This window comes from Paraliomyxa miuraensis (genome assembly GCF_026337845.1).
Taxonomy (GTDB): Bacteria; Myxococcota_A; Polyangia; order Nannocystales; family Nannocystaceae; genus Paraliomyxa; species Paraliomyxa miuraensis.
Map to the genome: position 1 here is coordinate 136,482 of NZ_JAOVZF010000141.1, position 17,101 is coordinate 153,582.

The 17,101-nt window shown below is 70.3% G+C and carries 14 protein-coding genes; 8 read left to right on the plus strand and 6 right to left on the minus strand.

What is annotated here, in order from left to right; translation table 11 throughout:
* Positions 1–133 precede the first annotated feature (133 nt).
* Together OEB96_RS09270 and OEB96_RS09275 are read left to right on the plus strand one after the other, a co-directional pair.
* On the plus strand, positions 134–2,230 hold the full coding sequence (locus OEB96_RS09270; RefSeq protein WP_266215146.1) for a DUF1592 domain-containing protein: 2,097 nt from the start codon (positions 134–136) through the stop codon (positions 2,228–2,230).
* Between the two features lie 4 nt (positions 2,231–2,234).
* Positions 2,235–3,569 carry a DUF1552 domain-containing protein gene (locus tag OEB96_RS09275; protein WP_266215147.1) on the plus strand — a complete coding sequence of 445 codons (1,335 nt, stop codon included), beginning with the start codon at positions 2,235–2,237 and terminating at the stop codon, positions 3,567–3,569.
* Between the two features lie 36 nt (positions 3,570–3,605).
* On the opposite strand, the gene OEB96_RS09280 is transcribed toward OEB96_RS09275, so the two are convergent.
* The 3 genes from OEB96_RS09280 to OEB96_RS09290 all read right to left on the minus strand — a co-directional run bounded on the left by OEB96_RS09280 (position 3,606) and on the right by OEB96_RS09290 (position 6,890).
* Positions 3,606–4,541, minus strand: a complete 936-nt coding sequence (locus OEB96_RS09280) for a hypothetical protein (protein WP_266215148.1) — start codon at positions 4,539–4,541, stop codon at positions 3,606–3,608.
* Between the two features lie 57 nt (positions 4,542–4,598).
* On the minus strand, positions 4,599–5,495 hold the full coding sequence (locus tag OEB96_RS09285) for a hypothetical protein (protein WP_266215149.1): 897 nt from the start codon (positions 5,493–5,495) through the stop codon (positions 4,599–4,601).
* A 168-nt stretch (positions 5,496–5,663) separates the two neighbouring features.
* On the minus strand, positions 5,664–6,890 hold the full coding sequence (locus OEB96_RS09290) for a sigma-70 family RNA polymerase sigma factor (RefSeq protein WP_266215150.1): 1,227 nt from the start codon (positions 6,888–6,890) through the stop codon (positions 5,664–5,666).
* Positions 6,891–7,205: 315 nt separating this feature from the next.
* On the opposite strand from OEB96_RS09290, the gene OEB96_RS09295 reads away from it, so the two are divergent.
* On the plus strand, positions 7,206–7,733 hold the full coding sequence (locus tag OEB96_RS09295) for a hypothetical protein (RefSeq protein WP_266215151.1): 528 nt from the start codon (positions 7,206–7,208) through the stop codon (positions 7,731–7,733).
* 25 nt (positions 7,734–7,758) lie between these two features.
* On the opposite strand, the gene serS is transcribed toward OEB96_RS09295, so the two are convergent.
* Positions 7,759–9,141 (minus strand): serine--tRNA ligase, encoded by a 1,383-nt coding sequence (gene serS / locus OEB96_RS09300; RefSeq protein WP_266215152.1) that lies wholly within the window; start codon positions 9,139–9,141, stop codon positions 7,759–7,761.
* A gap of 55 nt (positions 9,142–9,196) precedes the next feature.
* On the opposite strand from serS, the gene OEB96_RS09305 reads away from it, so the two are divergent.
* Positions 9,197–10,270 carry a D-alanine--D-alanine ligase family protein gene (locus tag OEB96_RS09305; RefSeq protein ID WP_266215153.1) on the plus strand — a complete coding sequence of 358 codons (1,074 nt, stop codon included), beginning with the start codon at positions 9,197–9,199 and terminating at the stop codon, positions 10,268–10,270.
* A gap of 64 nt (positions 10,271–10,334) precedes the next feature.
* Here OEB96_RS09305 and OEB96_RS09310 read toward each other — a convergent pair whose 3' ends face one another.
* Positions 10,335–11,312, minus strand: coding sequence for an Rpn family recombination-promoting nuclease/putative transposase (locus OEB96_RS09310; protein ID WP_266215177.1), 978 nt, complete (start codon positions 11,310–11,312; stop codon positions 10,335–10,337).
* A gap of 90 nt (positions 11,313–11,402) precedes the next feature.
* Complete coding sequence (locus tag OEB96_RS09315; RefSeq protein ID WP_266215154.1) at positions 11,403–12,476, minus strand: mechanosensitive ion channel family protein; 1,074 nt, start codon at positions 12,474–12,476, stop codon at positions 11,403–11,405.
* Positions 12,477–12,673: 197 nt separating this feature from the next.
* On the opposite strand from OEB96_RS09315, the gene OEB96_RS09320 reads away from it, so the two are divergent.
* The 4 genes from OEB96_RS09320 to OEB96_RS09335 all read left to right on the plus strand — a co-directional run bounded on the left by OEB96_RS09320 (position 12,674) and on the right by OEB96_RS09335 (position 17,000).
* The gene (locus OEB96_RS09320; RefSeq protein ID WP_266215155.1) at positions 12,674–13,504 is read left to right on the plus strand and encodes a GNAT family N-acetyltransferase; all 831 of its coding nucleotides are present in this window, start codon (positions 12,674–12,676) and stop codon (positions 13,502–13,504) included.
* A gap of 99 nt (positions 13,505–13,603) precedes the next feature.
* Positions 13,604–14,452: a hypothetical protein gene (locus tag OEB96_RS09325; RefSeq protein WP_266215156.1), complete on the plus strand. Its 849-nt coding sequence runs from the start codon at positions 13,604–13,606 to the stop codon at positions 14,450–14,452.
* 5 nt (positions 14,453–14,457) lie between these two features.
* Positions 14,458–16,176: a DUF3556 domain-containing protein gene (locus OEB96_RS09330; protein WP_266215157.1), complete on the plus strand. Its 1,719-nt coding sequence runs from the start codon at positions 14,458–14,460 to the stop codon at positions 16,174–16,176.
* 20 nt (positions 16,177–16,196) lie between these two features.
* Positions 16,197–17,000 carry a hypothetical protein gene (locus OEB96_RS09335; RefSeq protein ID WP_266215158.1) on the plus strand — a complete coding sequence of 268 codons (804 nt, stop codon included), beginning with the start codon at positions 16,197–16,199 and terminating at the stop codon, positions 16,998–17,000.
* Positions 17,001–17,101 lie beyond the last annotated feature (101 nt).

Genomic DNA, 17,101 nt, shown 5'->3' on the forward strand with positions numbered 1-17,101 from the left:
GTGCGGTCGTCTTGGTGGGCGAGCCTCCGCCCCTGTCACGGAAATTCCGCTCACCACCCCTCGGAACGGCCTTCCAAGGCCAGGAATCCCATGTAGTCTGGAGTAGGAGGGGCCAGGCCGGGTGCGGAGGACGATGAAGCAATCGCGATGGACCACCCGTGCGGTCGGGTGTGGAGCGTGGCTTTGGTTGGCCACGATGGCGGCGGGCTCGGGCTGCTACGCCGGGGCGGTCGACCCCGGGGTCGACGGCAGCGGAACCGGGGACGGCGAAGACGACGACACCGCCGACTCCTCGGGCGGCGACGACAGCGACGATGCAGCCATCCCCTTGCAACCGCTGCACCGCCTGAACCGCCTCGAGTACGACAACACCGTGCGCGACCTGCTCGGCACCGAGCTGCGCCCCGCGGTCGCCTTCGGCCCCGACCCCGAGGCCAACGGCTTCGACAACATGGCCGACCAGCTCGGGCTCTCGCCCGTATTGCTCGACGCCTACGAAGAGGCCGCCTTCGCCGTGATCGCCGATGCGATCGACGAGCGCCCCGCGTTCTCCTCCCGCTTCGCCTCCACCGAGATCGGTGCCGCCGGGGGCTACCCGGTCGGCGAGCTGTGGGCGCTGACCGGCAACGTCGCCAGCGTCGAGGTGGTCGTGCCCGAGGGCGGCGACTACGAGCTGGTGCTCACCGCCGGGGCGAGCACCATCGGCCCCGCGCCCGTGCCCACGGCGGCGCTCGAGGTCAACGGGGTGGTGATCGCCAACCTCACCGTCATGGGCAGCGCCGCCAACCCCGAGGAACACGTTCGCCCGATCACCCTGGTGCCCGGGGTGCACCACGTTCGCGTGCTGCCCACCAACTTCATCAACGACGCGGTCGCCAACACCAGCAACAACGTGCTCGTGGCCGCCCTGACCCTGCGCAGCACCACGATCACGCACGGGCCCGGGCACGAGCGGGTGTACGTGTGCGAGCCGAGCCAGGCGGCGACCCAGGACGACGCGGCGGCCTGCTACCGCGACATCATCACCCACTTCGCGTTCCGGGCATGGCGACGGCCGCTGCTGACCGAGGAGGAGGACTCCCTGGTCCAGCTGTTCGCCGGGGTGCGCGCCCACGGCGAGTCCGAGGACGATGCGCTGCGGATCGTCATGCGCGCGGTGATGCTCTCGCCCAAGTTCTTCTACCGCTCGCGCACGATCACCGACGCCGACTCCGAGCAGTGGCTCGACCCCTACGTGCTCGCCAGCCGCCTGTCCTACTTCCTGTGGAGCTCGATGCCCGACGCGCGGCTGTTCGCGGCCGCGGCCGACGGGAGCCTGGCCACCGACGAGGGCCTGTCGGAGGCCGTGGCCTGGATGCTCGAGGATCCCAAGGCCAAGGCGCTGGTCGATGGCTTCGGCGAGCAGTGGCTCTCGACCCGCCACTTCGCCACCTCGAGCCCCAGCCCCGAGGTCTACCCCGCGTTCGACGAGGCCCTGCGCGAGGCGATGACGCAGGAGTCCAGGCTGTTCTTCGGCGACTACCTCGACAACGGGGCCGCGGTCGCCTCGATGCTCCAGCCCGACTTCGCCTACCGCAACGATCGCCTCGCCGAGCACTACGGGCTGCCACCGGTCGGCTCCACCGCGATGTCGCGGGTCCCCGCCGGCCCGCAGGACCGCCGCGGCGTGCTGTCGCTCTCCGCGTGGCTGGTGGCGCACTCCGACTCCGAGCACTCCTCGCCGATCAAGCGCGGGCGCTGGCTGTCCGATCGGCTGCTGTGCACGCCCGTCCCCCCGCCTCCCGCCGGCCTCGAGATCGACCCCGTGGAATTCGGCGGCGAGCAGACCGTGCGCGAGCAGCTCGAGCAGCACCGCTCCGATCCCACCTGCGCCGCCTGTCACTCGCTGCTCGACGTGCTGGGGATCGGCCTCGAGGAGTTCGACGGCGTGGCCTCGCTGCTGAGCGGGCCCGACGTCGACACCCTCGGCGAGCTCCCCGATGGACGCTCCTTCGAGGGCGCGGCCGCGCTGGCCGGGCTCTACGCCGAGGACGACACCTTCACGGGATGCCTGACCCAGAAGCTGTTCACCTATGCCCTGGGCCGTCCACCCCGCCTCTACGACCTCCCCCACGTCGAAGAGATCACCGCCCGCATGATGGCCGAGGGGGGCGACCTGCCCCGGCTCATCGATGCCATCGTCCACACCCCGGCCTTCCGGTCCCCCGCCGCCATCGAGGGAGGAGAGTGACGCCATGCGCTCCACCATGTCCCGCCGCCGCTTCCTCATGGGCACCGCCGGAGCCACGCTCGCCCTCCCCGCGCTCGAGCTGTTCACGCCGCGCGAGGCCATCGCCGGCACCCCGCCGCCTCGCCTGCTCGTCTACTACTTCCCCAACGGGCGGCGCCCCGAGTGGTGGGTGCCCTCGGCGGGCGCGGGCCTGACGTTCCCCGCGCAGGCAGCCGCGCTGCAGCCCTTTGCCGACCAGGCCCTGTCGCTGGTCAACCTCACCAACCTCGCGGCGATCGGCAGCCCGGGCGCGGCCCATGCCATGGGCACGGGCACGGTGATGACCGGCTCCACCATCCCCGACGTGGCCGGGGGCCAGCTCCACAACGACATCTCGCTCGACCAGCTCGTCGTCCAGCAGCTCGCACCCGACACCCGGTTCTCCTCGCTCCAGTGGAGCGCGGGCGAGCCCGGTCCCTGCGACGTGGGCGGCTCGTCGTGCGCCTATACCCAGAGCCTGTCGTGGACCGGCCCCGCGGGCCCGCTGGTGCCCACCATCGATCCTCGCGCCGCGTTCGAGCGCCTGTTCGGCACCGGCGTGGACGGGCTGCAGGGCCCCGCCGCCGACATCCGCCGCCAGTCGCTGCAATCCACGGTGGACTTCGTGCGAGACGACGCCCGTGCCCTGCAAGCCCGGCTCGGCCACGAGGACCAGCTGCGGCTCGAGGAGTACTTCACGGCGCTCACCGAGCTCGAGAAGAGCCTCACCTCCACCGTGGGCGAGTGCGACGCCGAGCTCACCCCGCCGATCGGCGGGCTGGCCTACCCCGAGCGCGTGGCCGCGTTCCACCAGCTCATCAAGCTCGCGTTCCAGTGCGACCAGACCCGCGTGATGACCTTCATGATCGAGTTCGGGCTGTCGGGGCGCTCGCACGACTTCCTGGGCGCCCCTGGAGCCCACCACGCGCTGTCGCACTACGGCGATCAGACCGGCCGCGATCGCCTCGAGGCGATCGAGACCTGGCACGCCCAGCAGCTCGGCGGCCTGCTGCAGCTGCTCCGCGACACCCCGGGCACCACCGCCGGCACGCTACTGGACGAGACCATCGTGCTGGCCATGCCGAGCATGGGTGAGGGCAACGGCCACGATCACGCCCACAACTGCCCGATCCTGTTCGGCGGCACCGGCGTCATCGCGGCCGACGGCCGCCAGATCGCCTTCAATGCCGCCACCCCCGAGCCGCTGCCCAACCTGCACGTCAGCCTGCTCCAGGCGTTCGGCATCGAGGGCACGTTCGGCAGCAACGGGGCGATCTTCGGGGATCACGGGACGGCGACGATCCCCGGCATCGTGCTCTAGCGAGTGAGGAGACCGGTCCGCTCGCGGCCCGCACGGCTACGGTCGCCACAGCTGCAGCTCGTCGATCTGCACGTCGAACACCTGCCCCGGGGACACCTGCCACTGCACCTCGATGATCTGCCCGGGGTCGAAGGCCGCCGGGATCCCCCAGCCCTGCTGCAACAGGTCGCCCCACTCCACCGTGTGCTCCTGCCACATCGGCCCGAGCACGAGGTTGATCCCGAAGTGGTCCGCGCACTGCCCCATCCCCGGATCGCAGGTCCCTCCCTGGGCGATGGGATGGGTGGCCCGCGTGGTCACGAGCAGTCGCACCGGCACGTTGCCCCGCCCCCAGAACGTGATGCCGTCGTAGCTCGATGCGTCGTAGGGGCAGTCGCCCGAGAAGTCGTTGTTGAGCTTGACCCCCATGCCCGCGCCCCACGAGACGAAGCCCTGGCCGGAGGTCCCGGCGCTGTAGCCGGTGCCCGCCGCTCCTCCCACCGACGGCTGGAAGCTCCCCGGCACCGGGGTCTGCATCGCGGCCGGGGTCCCATCGTTGTAGGTGAACCAGTAGCCGACGCGGCCGTCGTGGTTGGGAATCTCGTCGTCGGGCAGCATCTGCCCCGGCTCGAGCTCGAGGTCGTCGATCAGCGGCTCGTCCCCCGCCATGGGGATGGTGGGATCGCAGTACGCCGGCAACGGAGGATCACCGCCCGTGGAGCCCTCGGAGCCCGAGCTCGCGGTGCTCTCTCCATCGCCGGGACCGGTCGACTCCGAGCTCGTGCCCGGACCGGTGCTCCCGCTGGTGGCCGATGACGACGTGGTGCCATCGTCGTCGGGCCCGGTGTTGCTCACATCGCCCACGCCGGTGACCAACGAGCCGATCGAGAGCCCCGTGGTCTCGTCTCCCGTGTCGGCCGTGGACGTCGTCGCGGCCGGCATCTCTGCCGTGCCCGCGCACCCGACCGCGAGCACGAGGCTCGCGCCAGCCATGAGTTCCACCGAAAACCACCGCATGTGCATTTGCTCGGGCTCCCTGGATGCAAGCCATCAGTCCGTCAGGAACACCAACTCGTCGACCCACACGTCGAAGGAGGCGCCGGGGGGGACCTGCCAGTGCAGCTGCATCACGGTGCCCGGATCGAACACCGCGGCCTGGCCCCACCCCTGTTGAGTCATCTCGTTCCAGCGCACCTCGTGGTAGGTCCAGCTTCCGGCGGCCGCCAGATCCACCCCGTGGTCGTCGTGACACATCCCGGGCGCCGCGTTGCAGGTGCCGCCGAGCTCGGGAGGCACCGTCGCCTGCGTCGACACGTGCATCCGCACCGACCCCGTGCCCTGCATCCAGAACCCGATGCCGGTGTAGGCCGACACGTCGTACGGACAGTCGCCGCTGAAGTCGTTGTTGAGGCTCACCGCCATGCCGGCGCCCCAGGCATCGAACCCGTTGCCCCAGGTCCGGGCCCCATGGTCGGTGCCATCGGCTCCGCCGGCCGACGGGGTGAAGGGGTCGGGCGGCTCTTGGGTACCGCCCGCCGATCCATCGTTGTAGGTGAACCAGAACCCCACACGCCCGTCGATGCTGGGGATCAGGTGGTCGGGCTCCATCTGGCCCGCCTCGAGCTCGAGATCATCGATCAGAGGGTCGGCGCCCCCCACCGGGGTCGGCCCGCACTCCATGGGCGGAGGAGGTGGCGGACCGTCGGCGCTGGTGTCGGGATCCGGCGGCGGCATCGTGGTGCTGGTGGTGGTGGGCGAGGTCGTCGACGTCATCGTGGACGTCGAGGGATCCGGATCTCCGCTGTCCCCGGTGGAGTCGTCGGAGCCGCTGGTTCCCGGCGTGGTGATTCCTCCACCGGTCGAGAACAGCGATCCGTCGTCGCTCGGCTCCTCTCCACAGGCTCCCAGGAGCATCGCCAACCCCACCACCATCGTCTTGCCCTGCATCTGCACGTCGCTGACCCCTCCCGGCCCACGCCGGCCGTGGGGGCTGGCCAGTGCAAGGACCGAGCCGTTGCTCGACCCCCATGTCCACGGCGATCCATGGGGGAACGGGAACTTCCGACGGCACGTGTCGATCCGACGCCGCGGCTCGGATCACTCCGGTCCGCCGGCCTACAGCATGTCGTTGCGCCGGAGCTCGCGGCGGATCTTGGTCAGCGCTTGCTCCTGCAGCTGCCGGATCCGCTCGCGCGACAGCGAGTACTGCTCGCCGATCTCCCGCAGCGTCATGGGTGCGTCCTGATCGAGCCCAAAGCGCTTGCGGAGCACGTCGGCCTCGATCGGCGGCAGCCGCCCCATGAACTCGAGCACCCGGTCGTTGAGCGCGGCCTGCTGCAGGCGCTCGTTGGGCGGCGGCACCGAGTCGTCCTCGAGCAGATCGGCCCCGGTACGCCCGTCGTCCTCCGACAGCGGGGTATCGAGGCTCGGGCCCTGGTCGAGCAGGCACTGGCGCATGCGCTCGATCTTCTCGAGCGAGACGTCGGCGGCGCGGGCCAGCTCCTCGTCCTCGGGAGGGCGCCCCTCCTTGGCCTCGAACTCGCGACGCACCCGGGTGAGCTTGTGGTGCAGCTCGAGCATGTGCACCGGCACCCGCACCTCGCGACCCTTGTCGGCCAGCGCCCGGCTGATCGCGTGGCGGATCCACCAGCTCCCGTAGGTCGAGAAGCGAAAGCCCCGGCGGGGATCGAAGCGATCGACCGCCTTCATCAGGCCGATGTTGCCCTCCTGGATCAGGTCGGGCAGCGACATGCGGCCACGATTGAAGCGACGGGCCATGGTGACGACCAGCCGCAGGTTGGCCCGCACGAAGTCGTTCTTCTCGCGCCACAGCGCCATGTGGGCCAGCTGCACCTTCTCCACGTAGCGGCGAAACGGCGCGCTGTCCTGGCGGGGCAGCGTGACCTCGACCCGCAGGCCCTCGCGCTGACCATCCCGGATCGCCTCGAGGTCGTGGATGATGACCGCGGTCGCCTCGCCATCGGGATCGGCCATCGCCATGCCCGCGGAGGCCTCGTTGATCGCGTGGGTGAACGCCTCCTTGTGGGCCCGCGTCTCCCGATCGCGAACGCGTCGCGAGGTCTTGCGCAGCTCCTCGAGCGCCGCGTGGGGCCAGCGGTCCTGGTCGATGACCTGCTCGACCACGTTGACCAGCCCGTCGACGAAGGGCGGATAGTCGAAGATGGCGCGCCAGTAGGCTTCGCGATGCGAGACGATGCGATTGGCCGCGGCGCGCTCCTCGTCGGGCGTCATCAGATCCACGGCGCCCATCTGGCGGAAGTAGATCCCGAGCGCGCTGAGGTCTTCCTCGACGGCCGACTCCTTGGGAGAGGCCTCGGTCAACGGGTCATCGGACACTCGACTCGGCGTCGAGCCCAACTCGCCCGAGCCACGAGGGGAAGACGGGCTGTGTCGATCGTTCGGATCGTTGGCCACGGTACGTTCGGTCTGGCAAGGATACCGCAACGCGGCACCCACGTGGGGTTCCCACGACCGAGATGGGGCGGACCACGGCGGGCCGAATCGCTCCCATCCAATCCCCGACGAGGTCGGACCACGGGTCCTTGGCGGTCCGATCGCGGTCCATGGCTGCCCGTGGCCGTCCGTGGCCGTCCGTGGCTGTCCGTGGTTGGGGGGCCTGCGGTATCGTAGGCCCCCATGGCCGGACCCTCTGTCGCACCCTCTGCTCCCACGTGGTCCATCGGTACCTGGCTCGAAGGAGTCGCCGTGGCCGCGTGGTTGGTGGGCTGTGACGCATGGGTGAAGATCACCGCCCGCGTGGCCACCTGCCCCTCGACGCCGAGCGTGGGAGAAGCGGCCGGCGAAGTGTGGTCGCTCCCCACCGGATGCGGCGACACCGACTTCTGGGGCATTGCGCGCCTTTCGCCCACCGAGGCCATGATCGGAGGGGACGCCGGCATGGGGGTGGCCGTCGGCCTGCTGGTGCTGGCCACCGTGGTCTCGGTGCTGGTGATCCGCTGGCGCTGGCGCACGCGCGCAGATGCGGCGGCCCTGGGCGTGCTGTGGGGCGCCGCCATCGTCGGCGCGGTTCCTCGTCTGCTCGGTGGAGGCACCGGCTTGGCCGAGCTGCAGCTGGGGGGCATGCCCATCGGGCTCGGCGATCTCGGCCTTCTTTGGGCTGCCCTGTGGCTGGGGTGGCGGGCCGTGGCCGAGGCCCGCGCTTGATGGGGTGCTCCGCCCCAGCGGACCCTCACCGAGGCCCGATGCGGTCGAACCCGAGGTAGGGCTGCAGCACCTTGGGCATCGTCACGCTGCCGTCCGCCTGCTGATGGTTCTCGAGGATGGCCACGATCGCCCGGCTGGTCGCCACCGCGGTGCCGTTCAGCATGTGCACGAAGCGATTCTTGGCTTTCTTGTTGGATGTTGGGTTGGACGCAGGGTCGCCCTCGCCCACCCGGTGCCGGATCTTGAGCCGTCGCGCCTGGTAGTCGGTGCAGTTGGACGTGCTGGTCACCTCGCCGTAGGCTCCGCGCCCCGGCATCCACGCCTCGATGTCGAACTTGCGCAGCGCCGGCCCGCCCAGATCGCCCGATGCGATGTCGAGCACGCGGTAGGGCAGCTCGAGCCCCCCGAAGATCTCCTCCTCGATATCGAGCAGCCGCTGGTGCATGGCCTCCGAGACCGACAGCTCGCCCGCCGTGAACGCGAACAGCTCGACCTTGGTGAACTGGTGCACCCGGTAGAGCCCCCGCGATTCCTGCCCCGCCGCCCCGGCCTCGGTGCGAAAGCAGTGCGACAGCCCGCAAAGGAGCAGCGGGAGCGACTCGGGCTCCATGATGGTGTCGGCCAGCATCCCGCCCAGCGTGATCTCGGCCGTGCCCACCAGGCACAGATCGGTATCGGCCACGCTATAGACCTGGGTCGATGCGCCGCGCGGATTGAACCCCAGGCCCTCGAGGATCTCCACCCGGGCCAGGTCGGGCGTGGTGTGCAGCGTGAAGCCATGGCGTAGCGCCACGTCGAGCGCATACCGCTGCAGGGCCAGGTCGAGCAGCACCGCCTCGCGCGTGAGGTAGTAGAACTTCTGGCCCGCCACCTTCGCCCCCGCGGCGAAGTCGCACAGCTGCAGGGACTCGGCCACCTCGAGGTGGTCGCGCGGGGAGAAGCCCTCGGCCGCGAAGTCGCGAGGCGTCCCCACGCGACGCAGCTCGCGGTGATCGTCGTCGGTGTTGCCGCGGGGGCTCTCGGGATGGGTGAGGTTGGGGACCCGACGCCAGGCCTCGTCGCGGGCCACGAGCGCGGCCTGAGCCTCGTCGTTCAGCTCGCGCTCGCGCTCGCGCAACGCCCGCCCTTCCTCGACCAGCGGAGCCCGAGCGGCCGCCTGCTCGTCCTTGGGCCGCTTGCCCACCTCGCGCATGGCCAGCGAGTTGGCGTTCTGCCGCTGGCGCAGCTGCTCCTGCTCGTGCAGCAGATCGCGATAGCGCTGGTCGAGCCGACCCAGGCGCTCCACCGTGCGGGCCGCCCAGTCGTCTCCCTCCGACGGGGACGAATCGTCGAACACCCGGGCGTTGCGGTCTCGCAGGTTGTCGCGCAGCCGGTCGGGCTCCTCCCGCAGCAGCTTGATGTCGAGCATGGCGGCGAACGATAGCGTTTTTTGGTGCGGAGCGCCTCGAGCGTAGACTGCCGCCATGTCCCCCACCCGCCTGCTCGTCGCCTTTGGCGGCGCCTCCTCGGAGCACGAAATCTCGCTGCGCAGCGCCTCCTCTGTGCTCTGCGCGGTGGACCGCCAGCGCTGGCAGCCCGTGCCCTTGGCGATCGCCCGCGACGGTACCTGGCGCACCGGCTCGTCGTCCGACCAGCCCGATCCCACCGAGCTCGCTGGACTGGTGGCCAACGGCGAGGTCGTCGCCGACCTCCGCGCGCTGAAGGCCGAGCTCGCCTTCCCCGTGCTCCACGGACCCTACGGGGAGGACGGCACGATCCAGGGGCTGTTCGAGATCCTCGGCCTGCCCTACGTGGGCTCGGGCGTGCTGGCCTCGGCGCTGTGCATGGACAAGTCGGCCCAGAAGCACCTGCTCGCCTCGGCGGCCCCCGACGTCCCGCTGGTCCCGTGGCGAGAGTTCCTCGCATCCGACCTCGCCACCGATGCGGGCATCGAGCGCGCGGTCCAGGAGATCCGCGACACCCTGGGATTTCCGTGCTTCGTCAAGCCGGTCAACATGGGCTCCTCGGTGGGCGTGAGCCGGGCCCGCGGCGTCGACGAGCTCCCCGCCGCCCTGCGAGGCGCGGCACGCTACGACCATCGCGTGATCGTCGAGCAAGGCATCGACGCCCGCGAGATCGAGATCGCCGTGCTCGGCAACGGCGGCGACGAGACCCGGCTGTCCTCACCCGGCGAGATCGGCCTGCCTCCCGGCGTCTGGTACGACTACGAGACCAAGTACGTCAACGACGTCAGCACGCTCCACATCCCCGCCTCGCTCCCCGACGACGCGGTGGAGACGATCCGTCGCACGGCCCTGCGCGCGTTCCAGGTCACCGGCTGCAAGGGGCTGGCGCGGATCGACTTCCTGCTGTGCCGCAAGACCGGCACTGCCTACCTCAACGAGCTCAACACCATGCCCGGCTTCACCTCGATCAGCATGTACCCCAAGATGATGGGGCACGCCGGGGTGTCGTATCCGGAGCTGATCACCGCGCTGTGCGAGCTGGCGCTGCAGCATCACCAGGCGCGACGGCAGCTGTCGAACCTTCGCGAGTAGTCCATCGGGTCGGCGAAGCTCGTCGGCCAAGCCATCGTTGCATCGCGAACAGCATCACGATGGCTCAGCATCGCGATGGCTCAGCCCCGAAGACCTCGTCGAGGCTCTTGGCTCCGAGCACCCTCAAGCCCCACGCGCGCAGCTCCTCGGCCGTGCCCGCTCGCACCCGTCCCCGGACCACCTCCGATGGAGGACCAAAGAGCGCGCCGAGCTGCTCGAGCAGGAGCGTGGCCCGGCCTTCGTCGCGCCCTTCCTCGCGACAGGCCTCGAGGTCGAACCGATGGAGCTTGCGCGCATCCTCGCGCTCGAGCGCCCGACGGCGGAGCTCGGGGTCTCGAGAGATCTCCTCGAGAGTCTGCGTGGCCAGGGCCATGATGGGATCCTCGGCGGCGAGCTGGGCGAGCGTCTCTGGGTCGTCGTAGCCCATGAAGAACCGCCCCCAGCGCTCGACGAGGACATCATAGCCCGTGGCCTGGGACGGCGGTAGCGCCGAGAGCTGGATGACATGGATCGATAGGTGACGGCCGAGCGCGATGCCCCGACGGCGCTCGCGCAGCTCGAAGATCGAGTGCAGTTCATCGGCGAGCTCGGGCAAGAGGGGCTTGGGCAGCCACACGATGACGACCGAGGGGGTGAGTCGCTCGTAGCCCTGCCCTCGACGGAGCTGGTCCACGAAGTCCCGGGCAAGGTAGTACGTGAACCGGCCGATGGAGAACGGAGTCAGGCGTAGCTGCATCTCGATGATGGCACGAGAGCCGTCGTCGAGGACCACACGAACGTCGAGCACGATCTCCTTGTCGCAGACCAGCTCGCCGGGAATGTCCGGGTCGATGACCTGCACCGTGCGGATTGGGCGACCGAGGACCCCCTCGAGCATGTGGCGCAAGAGCTCGACCCGGCGTGTGAGCATCGTCTTGAAGACGAAGTCGTTCTTGGGGTCGAGTAACCCGAGTTCGGGGGGCTCCGCGGGACCCGGCCCACCGTGGGACGGGAGAGCACGAAGGAGGGGAGCGGGAGGATGGGGGTGCACGAGGGTGTTCATCGACCACCGCCGCGCATCGTTGCGTGGAAAGTGAAGGTGCCACCCCACCGCGCATGGATGGAAGCTCACGAGCGCATCGTCGTCACGGGCTCACTCGGGGAGGCGACCCGGCGGCATCTGCTTGATGTAGACGTCGTGCTTGCTGTACGGGATCTCGATGTCGTTGGCCGCGAATGCCTTGTAGACCGCCACGTTGAGCCGGTCGATGAGCAGCGCGCGGCTGTAGGCGTCCTCGAGCCACACGAACAGCTGGAACTCGAGCCCCGAGCCCCCGAACCGGCGGAACCGCACCTGCGGGGAGGGGGTGTTCTCGGCCAGGGGCTCGGCCGCCGCGCACTCGAGCAGCACCTTGCGCACCCGATCCACGTCGCTGCCGTAGGCCACGTCGACCGCGATCTCCACCCGCTGCTTGGGATCGGGACCGCCGTTCTCGTTGATGAGCTGGGCGTTGGCGATGAGCGAGTTGGGGACCGTGATCTCCACGTCGTCCATGGTGAGCACCCGCGTGGAACGGATGCCGATGTGGGTGACCTTGCCGCGCAGCTCACCGCGCACGGTGCCGTCGACCACGATCCAGTCGCCGAGCTTGTAGGGGCCGTCGGCCAGGATCGAGAGCCCCGCGAACAGGTTGCCCAGGCTGTCCTTGGCGGCAAAGCCCACGGCAATGCCCAGGATCCCGGCCGAGGCCAGCCACGCCGTCAGATCCACGTGCCACGCCACGAACACGAAGTAGATCGCGACGACCAGCACCACGATCTTCATCAGCATGTCGAAGACCGGGATCGTGCGAGGCTGCAGCACCGACCCCCGGCGGCTCGCGTTGCCCAGGCTGTGGATCACCATGCTGCCGATCCGCATCACCGCGGTGGTCCACGTCACCACGGCAAAGGTCTTGAGCCCGGCCATCACCACGAAGCGCCCCGGATCCTCGAGCCCCACCGAGGCGGTCGCGAACCCGAGCCCCCCGAAGATGACGCTGAGGAAGATCGGCCGGCGCAGCGCCTCGATGATGTGGTCGTCGAGATCGGTGGCCGTCTTGCTGGCCATCACCACCAGCGTGCGTCGAATGACGAGCTCCACGAGGTAGGCCAGGCCGATCGAGGCCGCCACGATGAGAGTGGGCTCGACGAACGGCTGCTCGAGGAAGGCTCTGAGCGTCTCCATGGACGGCGGGGTCGCGCCCCGCTCCGTGACCACGCGATCGGGCCGGGCTGGCGGGGCGACGACGAGGGACTTTAGATCGAGCCCCTGGCCTTGCGCAGGAGCGCCGCTGCGGACTTGGCGCCGTTCTCCGAATTCCCCCGTGTCCACGGGATCTTGCGCCCATGAGCCGACCGCATCTGCCATGCTGCGGTCGGCTCATGGGCAACGCACCGCCCCGCATCGTGACCGCGGCCGAGCTGCCCGATCCCGCGCGCCTGGAGCTGCTCGCGCGCCGGGTCTTCGGCGACGGCGATCGCCCCGAGGGCTGGTTCGATCGCAAGCTGCGGCGCGAGTGCGTCGACCTACGCCTGTCGCCGGTGGCGGTGCACGCAGGGGCATCGCTCGCCGACCCCGAGGGCTGGCTCGGCTACGTGCTGGTGGGCACCCCGCCGAGCCGACCCGGCGCGGCACGAACCGCTGGCACCGGGGTTCGTCCCGACGCGCGTGGGCAGGGCCTGGGCGGGCGATTGCTCGACGCGGTCGCCGAGCTCGCCTCGCGTGCGGGGCTCGGACGCATCGAGCTCTGGTCGCAGGCCGAGGTCGAGCCGTTCTATCGCCGTCATCGCTTCGAGCGGGTCATGGCCACCGTCACCGCCCTCGGCTTCGGTCGCAGCCCGAGGCCCCCGCAGCTGCACGCGCCCCTACCCTGGCGCGCCCTCGAGCCCGGCGAGCACGAGGTGATCGCATGGCTCCCCGAGGCGTGGGCGGGCACCGAGCCCGACCGCCGCCATGGACTCTCGTGGTCGACGAGCGGCGGAGCCGTCACCACGTGGCTGTCGCGAGAGGGCCTCGCATGGCTGGCCCAGCGGATGGTGGGATTCCGTGCGGCTGCGCTGCCCGAGCTGGCCGACGCCCTCCTGGATCGCCTTCCCGCCCCGGCCCCGGTCGTGCTGCCGCAGCTCCCCGAGTCGGCACCGAGCACCCGGGCGCTGTGGGCCTCGGGCTGGCAGCCCGCACAGCGGGCCGTGCTGCTCGAGCGCCGGCTATGACGGCGTCCTTCGTCCCTTGCCTTACCGCGTCGCCCTCCTCCATGATGGCACCGCGCCGCACGGCGCCCGCGCTGGTCCGGGGACCACGGAGACATGCTCATGCACTACGAGTCGATTCGAACGGTGACCCTGGCATGGATGGCGGCCGCGAGCCTCGCCGTCGTCGCCTGCGGTGACGACACCAACCCGCCCAGCGCCGACGGCACCACCAGCGCCGCCAGCACCAGCACCACCGGCAGCTCCACCGGCGGCACGGTGAGCGCCACGGGCCAGGTCGACACCACCGCTGGCAGCGAGTCCAGCACCGGCCTGGCCGACGGCTCGTTCCTCGATCCCGACTCGAGCGGCGCCGACGGGCCCATCCCCCAGGGCAATGGCTCGCAGTGTGCCGACGACGCCGAGTGCGTGTCGGGGTTCTGCTACCAGATCCCCACGATCGGCGGCGTGTGCTCCGAGTGCATCGACGACGACGACTGCGAGATGGGCACCTGCTCGCTGGACCCCATGGCGCTCCACGCCGTGTGCACCGATGGCTCCCTGGGTGTGATGTGCAGCAGCGACGAGGGCTGCATGGGCGCCCTGGTGTGCGCGCCGCTCGTCGACACCGGCGGCCTGTTCCCGCTCGACTTCTGCTCCGAGTGCAACGACACCACGCCGTGCATGGGGGGCCAGATCTGCACGCCCGTCTACGACCTCGACGCCTTTGCCGGCTACCTCGGCTGCGTCGATCCGGGCTCGGTGGAGAACGGCGGCGGCTGCCCGCTCGACGGCCTCATGGGCGACGGCACCGTGTGCCAGTCGGGCTCTTGTGGAGTGGCCGACCTCGGCGGCTTCGTCCCCCTCGGAGTCTGCGGCGAGTGCCTGGACGACATGGACTGCATGCCCATGCAGACCTGCACTCCCCCCATGGCCGACATGACGGGCCTACAAGGCGCCGTCTGCATGTAGCCCCGATGGGACTGCTCGATCCGGTTCCCACGCCCTACGACCCACTGGAGTGGGATGCCAAGCCCTTTCCCGAGAAGGCCCGCATGGTCTGTCGGGCCTGGGCCCTCCAGGGCTATGGCACGCCCATCGCCGCGTACGGGCTCTATGCGCTGAAGATCTGCGCCTACGTCGGGGTGTGGATCGTGCTGTGCGGCACCACCGAGGGGCTGGGGGATCCGTGGACGATCGGGCAGTGGTGGTCGCATCCCATCGCGTTCCAGAAGGCGATCCTCTGGAGCATGATGTTCGAGGTCTTGGGCCTGGGATGCGGCAGCGGGCCGCTGACCGGCCGCTACTGGCCGCCGGTGGGCGGGGCGCTCTACTTCCTCCGGCCCGGCACCACCAAGCTGCCGCGGTGGCCGGGGTTGCCGGGCCTGGGCGGGCGCACCCGCGGCCTGCTCGACGTGGCGCTCTATCTGGCGCTGCTCGTCGCGCTCGGCCGGGCGCTCGTGGCCCCCGCCCTCGGGCCCTCGGAGCTATGGCCCATCGCGATCCTGGTCCCCCTGTGCGGCGTGGCCGATCGCACCCTGTTCCTGGCCGCCCGCGCCGAGCACTACTGGGTCACCGTGCTCTGCTTCGTGCTCGCGCCCGCCGTGGCGGGAACGGCCACGTGGATGGCCGGCGCCAAGTGGGTGGCGCTCGCCTTGTGGTTTTGGGCCGGGGTGTCCAAGCTGAACCACCACTTTCCCGCCGTGGTGTGCGTGATGACCAGCAACAGCCCCGTGCTGCGCTGGCCGTGGCTGCGGCGTCGGATGTATCGCCGCTACCCCGACGATCTGCGTCCCAACCGCTTCGCGGAGCGCCTGGCCCACGGCGGTACGGCCCTCGAGCTCGGGGTCCCGCTGGTCCTGCTGCTCGGCTCGTTGCTCGGCTCGTTGCACGGGGGTGGCGACGTGACCTTCGTGGGCCTGCTGCTGATGGTCCTGCTGCACGCACACATCACCAGCAGCGTCCCCATGGGGGTTCCGCTCGAGTGGAACGTGATGGTCGTCTACGGCGGCTTCGTGCTGTTCGGCGCCCACGCCGACGTCTCGCTGCTCGCGGTGGGGTCGTGGCCGCTCGTCGCCATCTTGGTGGGCATGCTGCTGCTGGTCCCGCTGCTGGGCAACCTGCGCCCCGATGCCGTGTCGTTCCTGCCCTCGATGCGCTACTACGCCGGCAACTGGGCGTGCTCGATCTGGCTGTTCCGCGGCGACGCCTACGTCAAGCTCGACCGGCTCACCAAGAGCGCCCCCTGGCTCTTCGAACAGCTCGACCGCTTCTACGACCGCGCCACCGCCGTCGGGCTGGTGGGCAAGGTGATCGCGTTCCGCTTGATGCACCTGCACGGCCGTGCGCTGCCGCTGCTCTTGCCCAGGGCCGTCGAGCGACCCGAGGACTACCTGTGGGCCGACGGCGAGCTGATCGCCGGGCTCGCGCTCGGGTGGAACTTCGGCGACGGCCACCTGCACGACGAGCGCCTGCTGCTCTCGCTCCAGGCGCAGTGCGGTTTCGACCCGGGCGAGCTGCGCTGCATCTTCGTCGAGTCGCAGCCGCTGCTGCGCTCGTCGCTGCACTGGCGGATCTGGGATGCCGCCACCGGCAAGCTCGACGAGGGGCACGTAGAGGTCGCGCGGCTGCGTGAGCTCCAGCCGTGGCCCGAGGACGATCCACCCAAGGACGATCTCCCGACCGACGCGGCGTGATCGGAGGTACGATCCTCCGCATGCGTGCGCCGATCGTCACGGGGTTGCTGTCCATGGGGTTGGCCGGGCTCGCATCCGGCTGCGGCACCGCCGACGAGGGCCGCAGCAGCGCCGAGAGCGGGCCCGCGGATGGGCCGGTGACGCTGACCATCGGGGAGGACGGACCCGAGCCCACCGACGACGGTCCGGGCACCACCACGGGCACCGGGGGCGGCTCGGGCTCGGCCACCACCGCGACGACCACCGGCGTCGACGACACCACCGGCCCGGGCGTCCTGTTCGATCTCGGCGACGCGCCCGACGTGGGCGGCCCCATGACCTACCCCGTGCGCATGCTGCCGGGGCTGGTGTCGATCACCTTCTACGAGCGCACCGGTGGGGCCGCCCCCGATGCCTTCACCTTCACCGTCGATGGTCCCGAGCTCACCGTGCGCCTCGCCGATCCCCTGTCGGTCGGCAACTTCGACATCGACGGCGCGACGGGCGAGTTCTACGACGTGTACTACTCGGACCAGGACGGCAACTTCGAGCTCGACGGGCGCTACCTGACGATCTCGGGCACGTTCGGGCAGGCCCTCCCCGCGGGTGGAGGGCTGAACCTGGCCGAGATCGGGCTGGACTTCGAGGATGCCACCACCGAGTTCGGCAACTACGTGGCCAGCCACGTGATCCTCGGCGACAACGCGGCGCAGCCCGACGGCAACGTCGACAACGCGATCGATGGCGATCTGCAGACGCACACCACCATGGGCAACACGGTGGGGACCAACGAGCGCCTGCGGGTCACCCTGGGATTCCTGTCGAGCTCGGGGCCGCCCGGCTGACGGTTGCGGCTGACGGTTGACGGCTGGCGCGCGGCGGGTTTCACCGAGGCGGGCGCACCGCCATGACCTTGCCCATGGACGGGGCCGATGGCTCGGGAGTA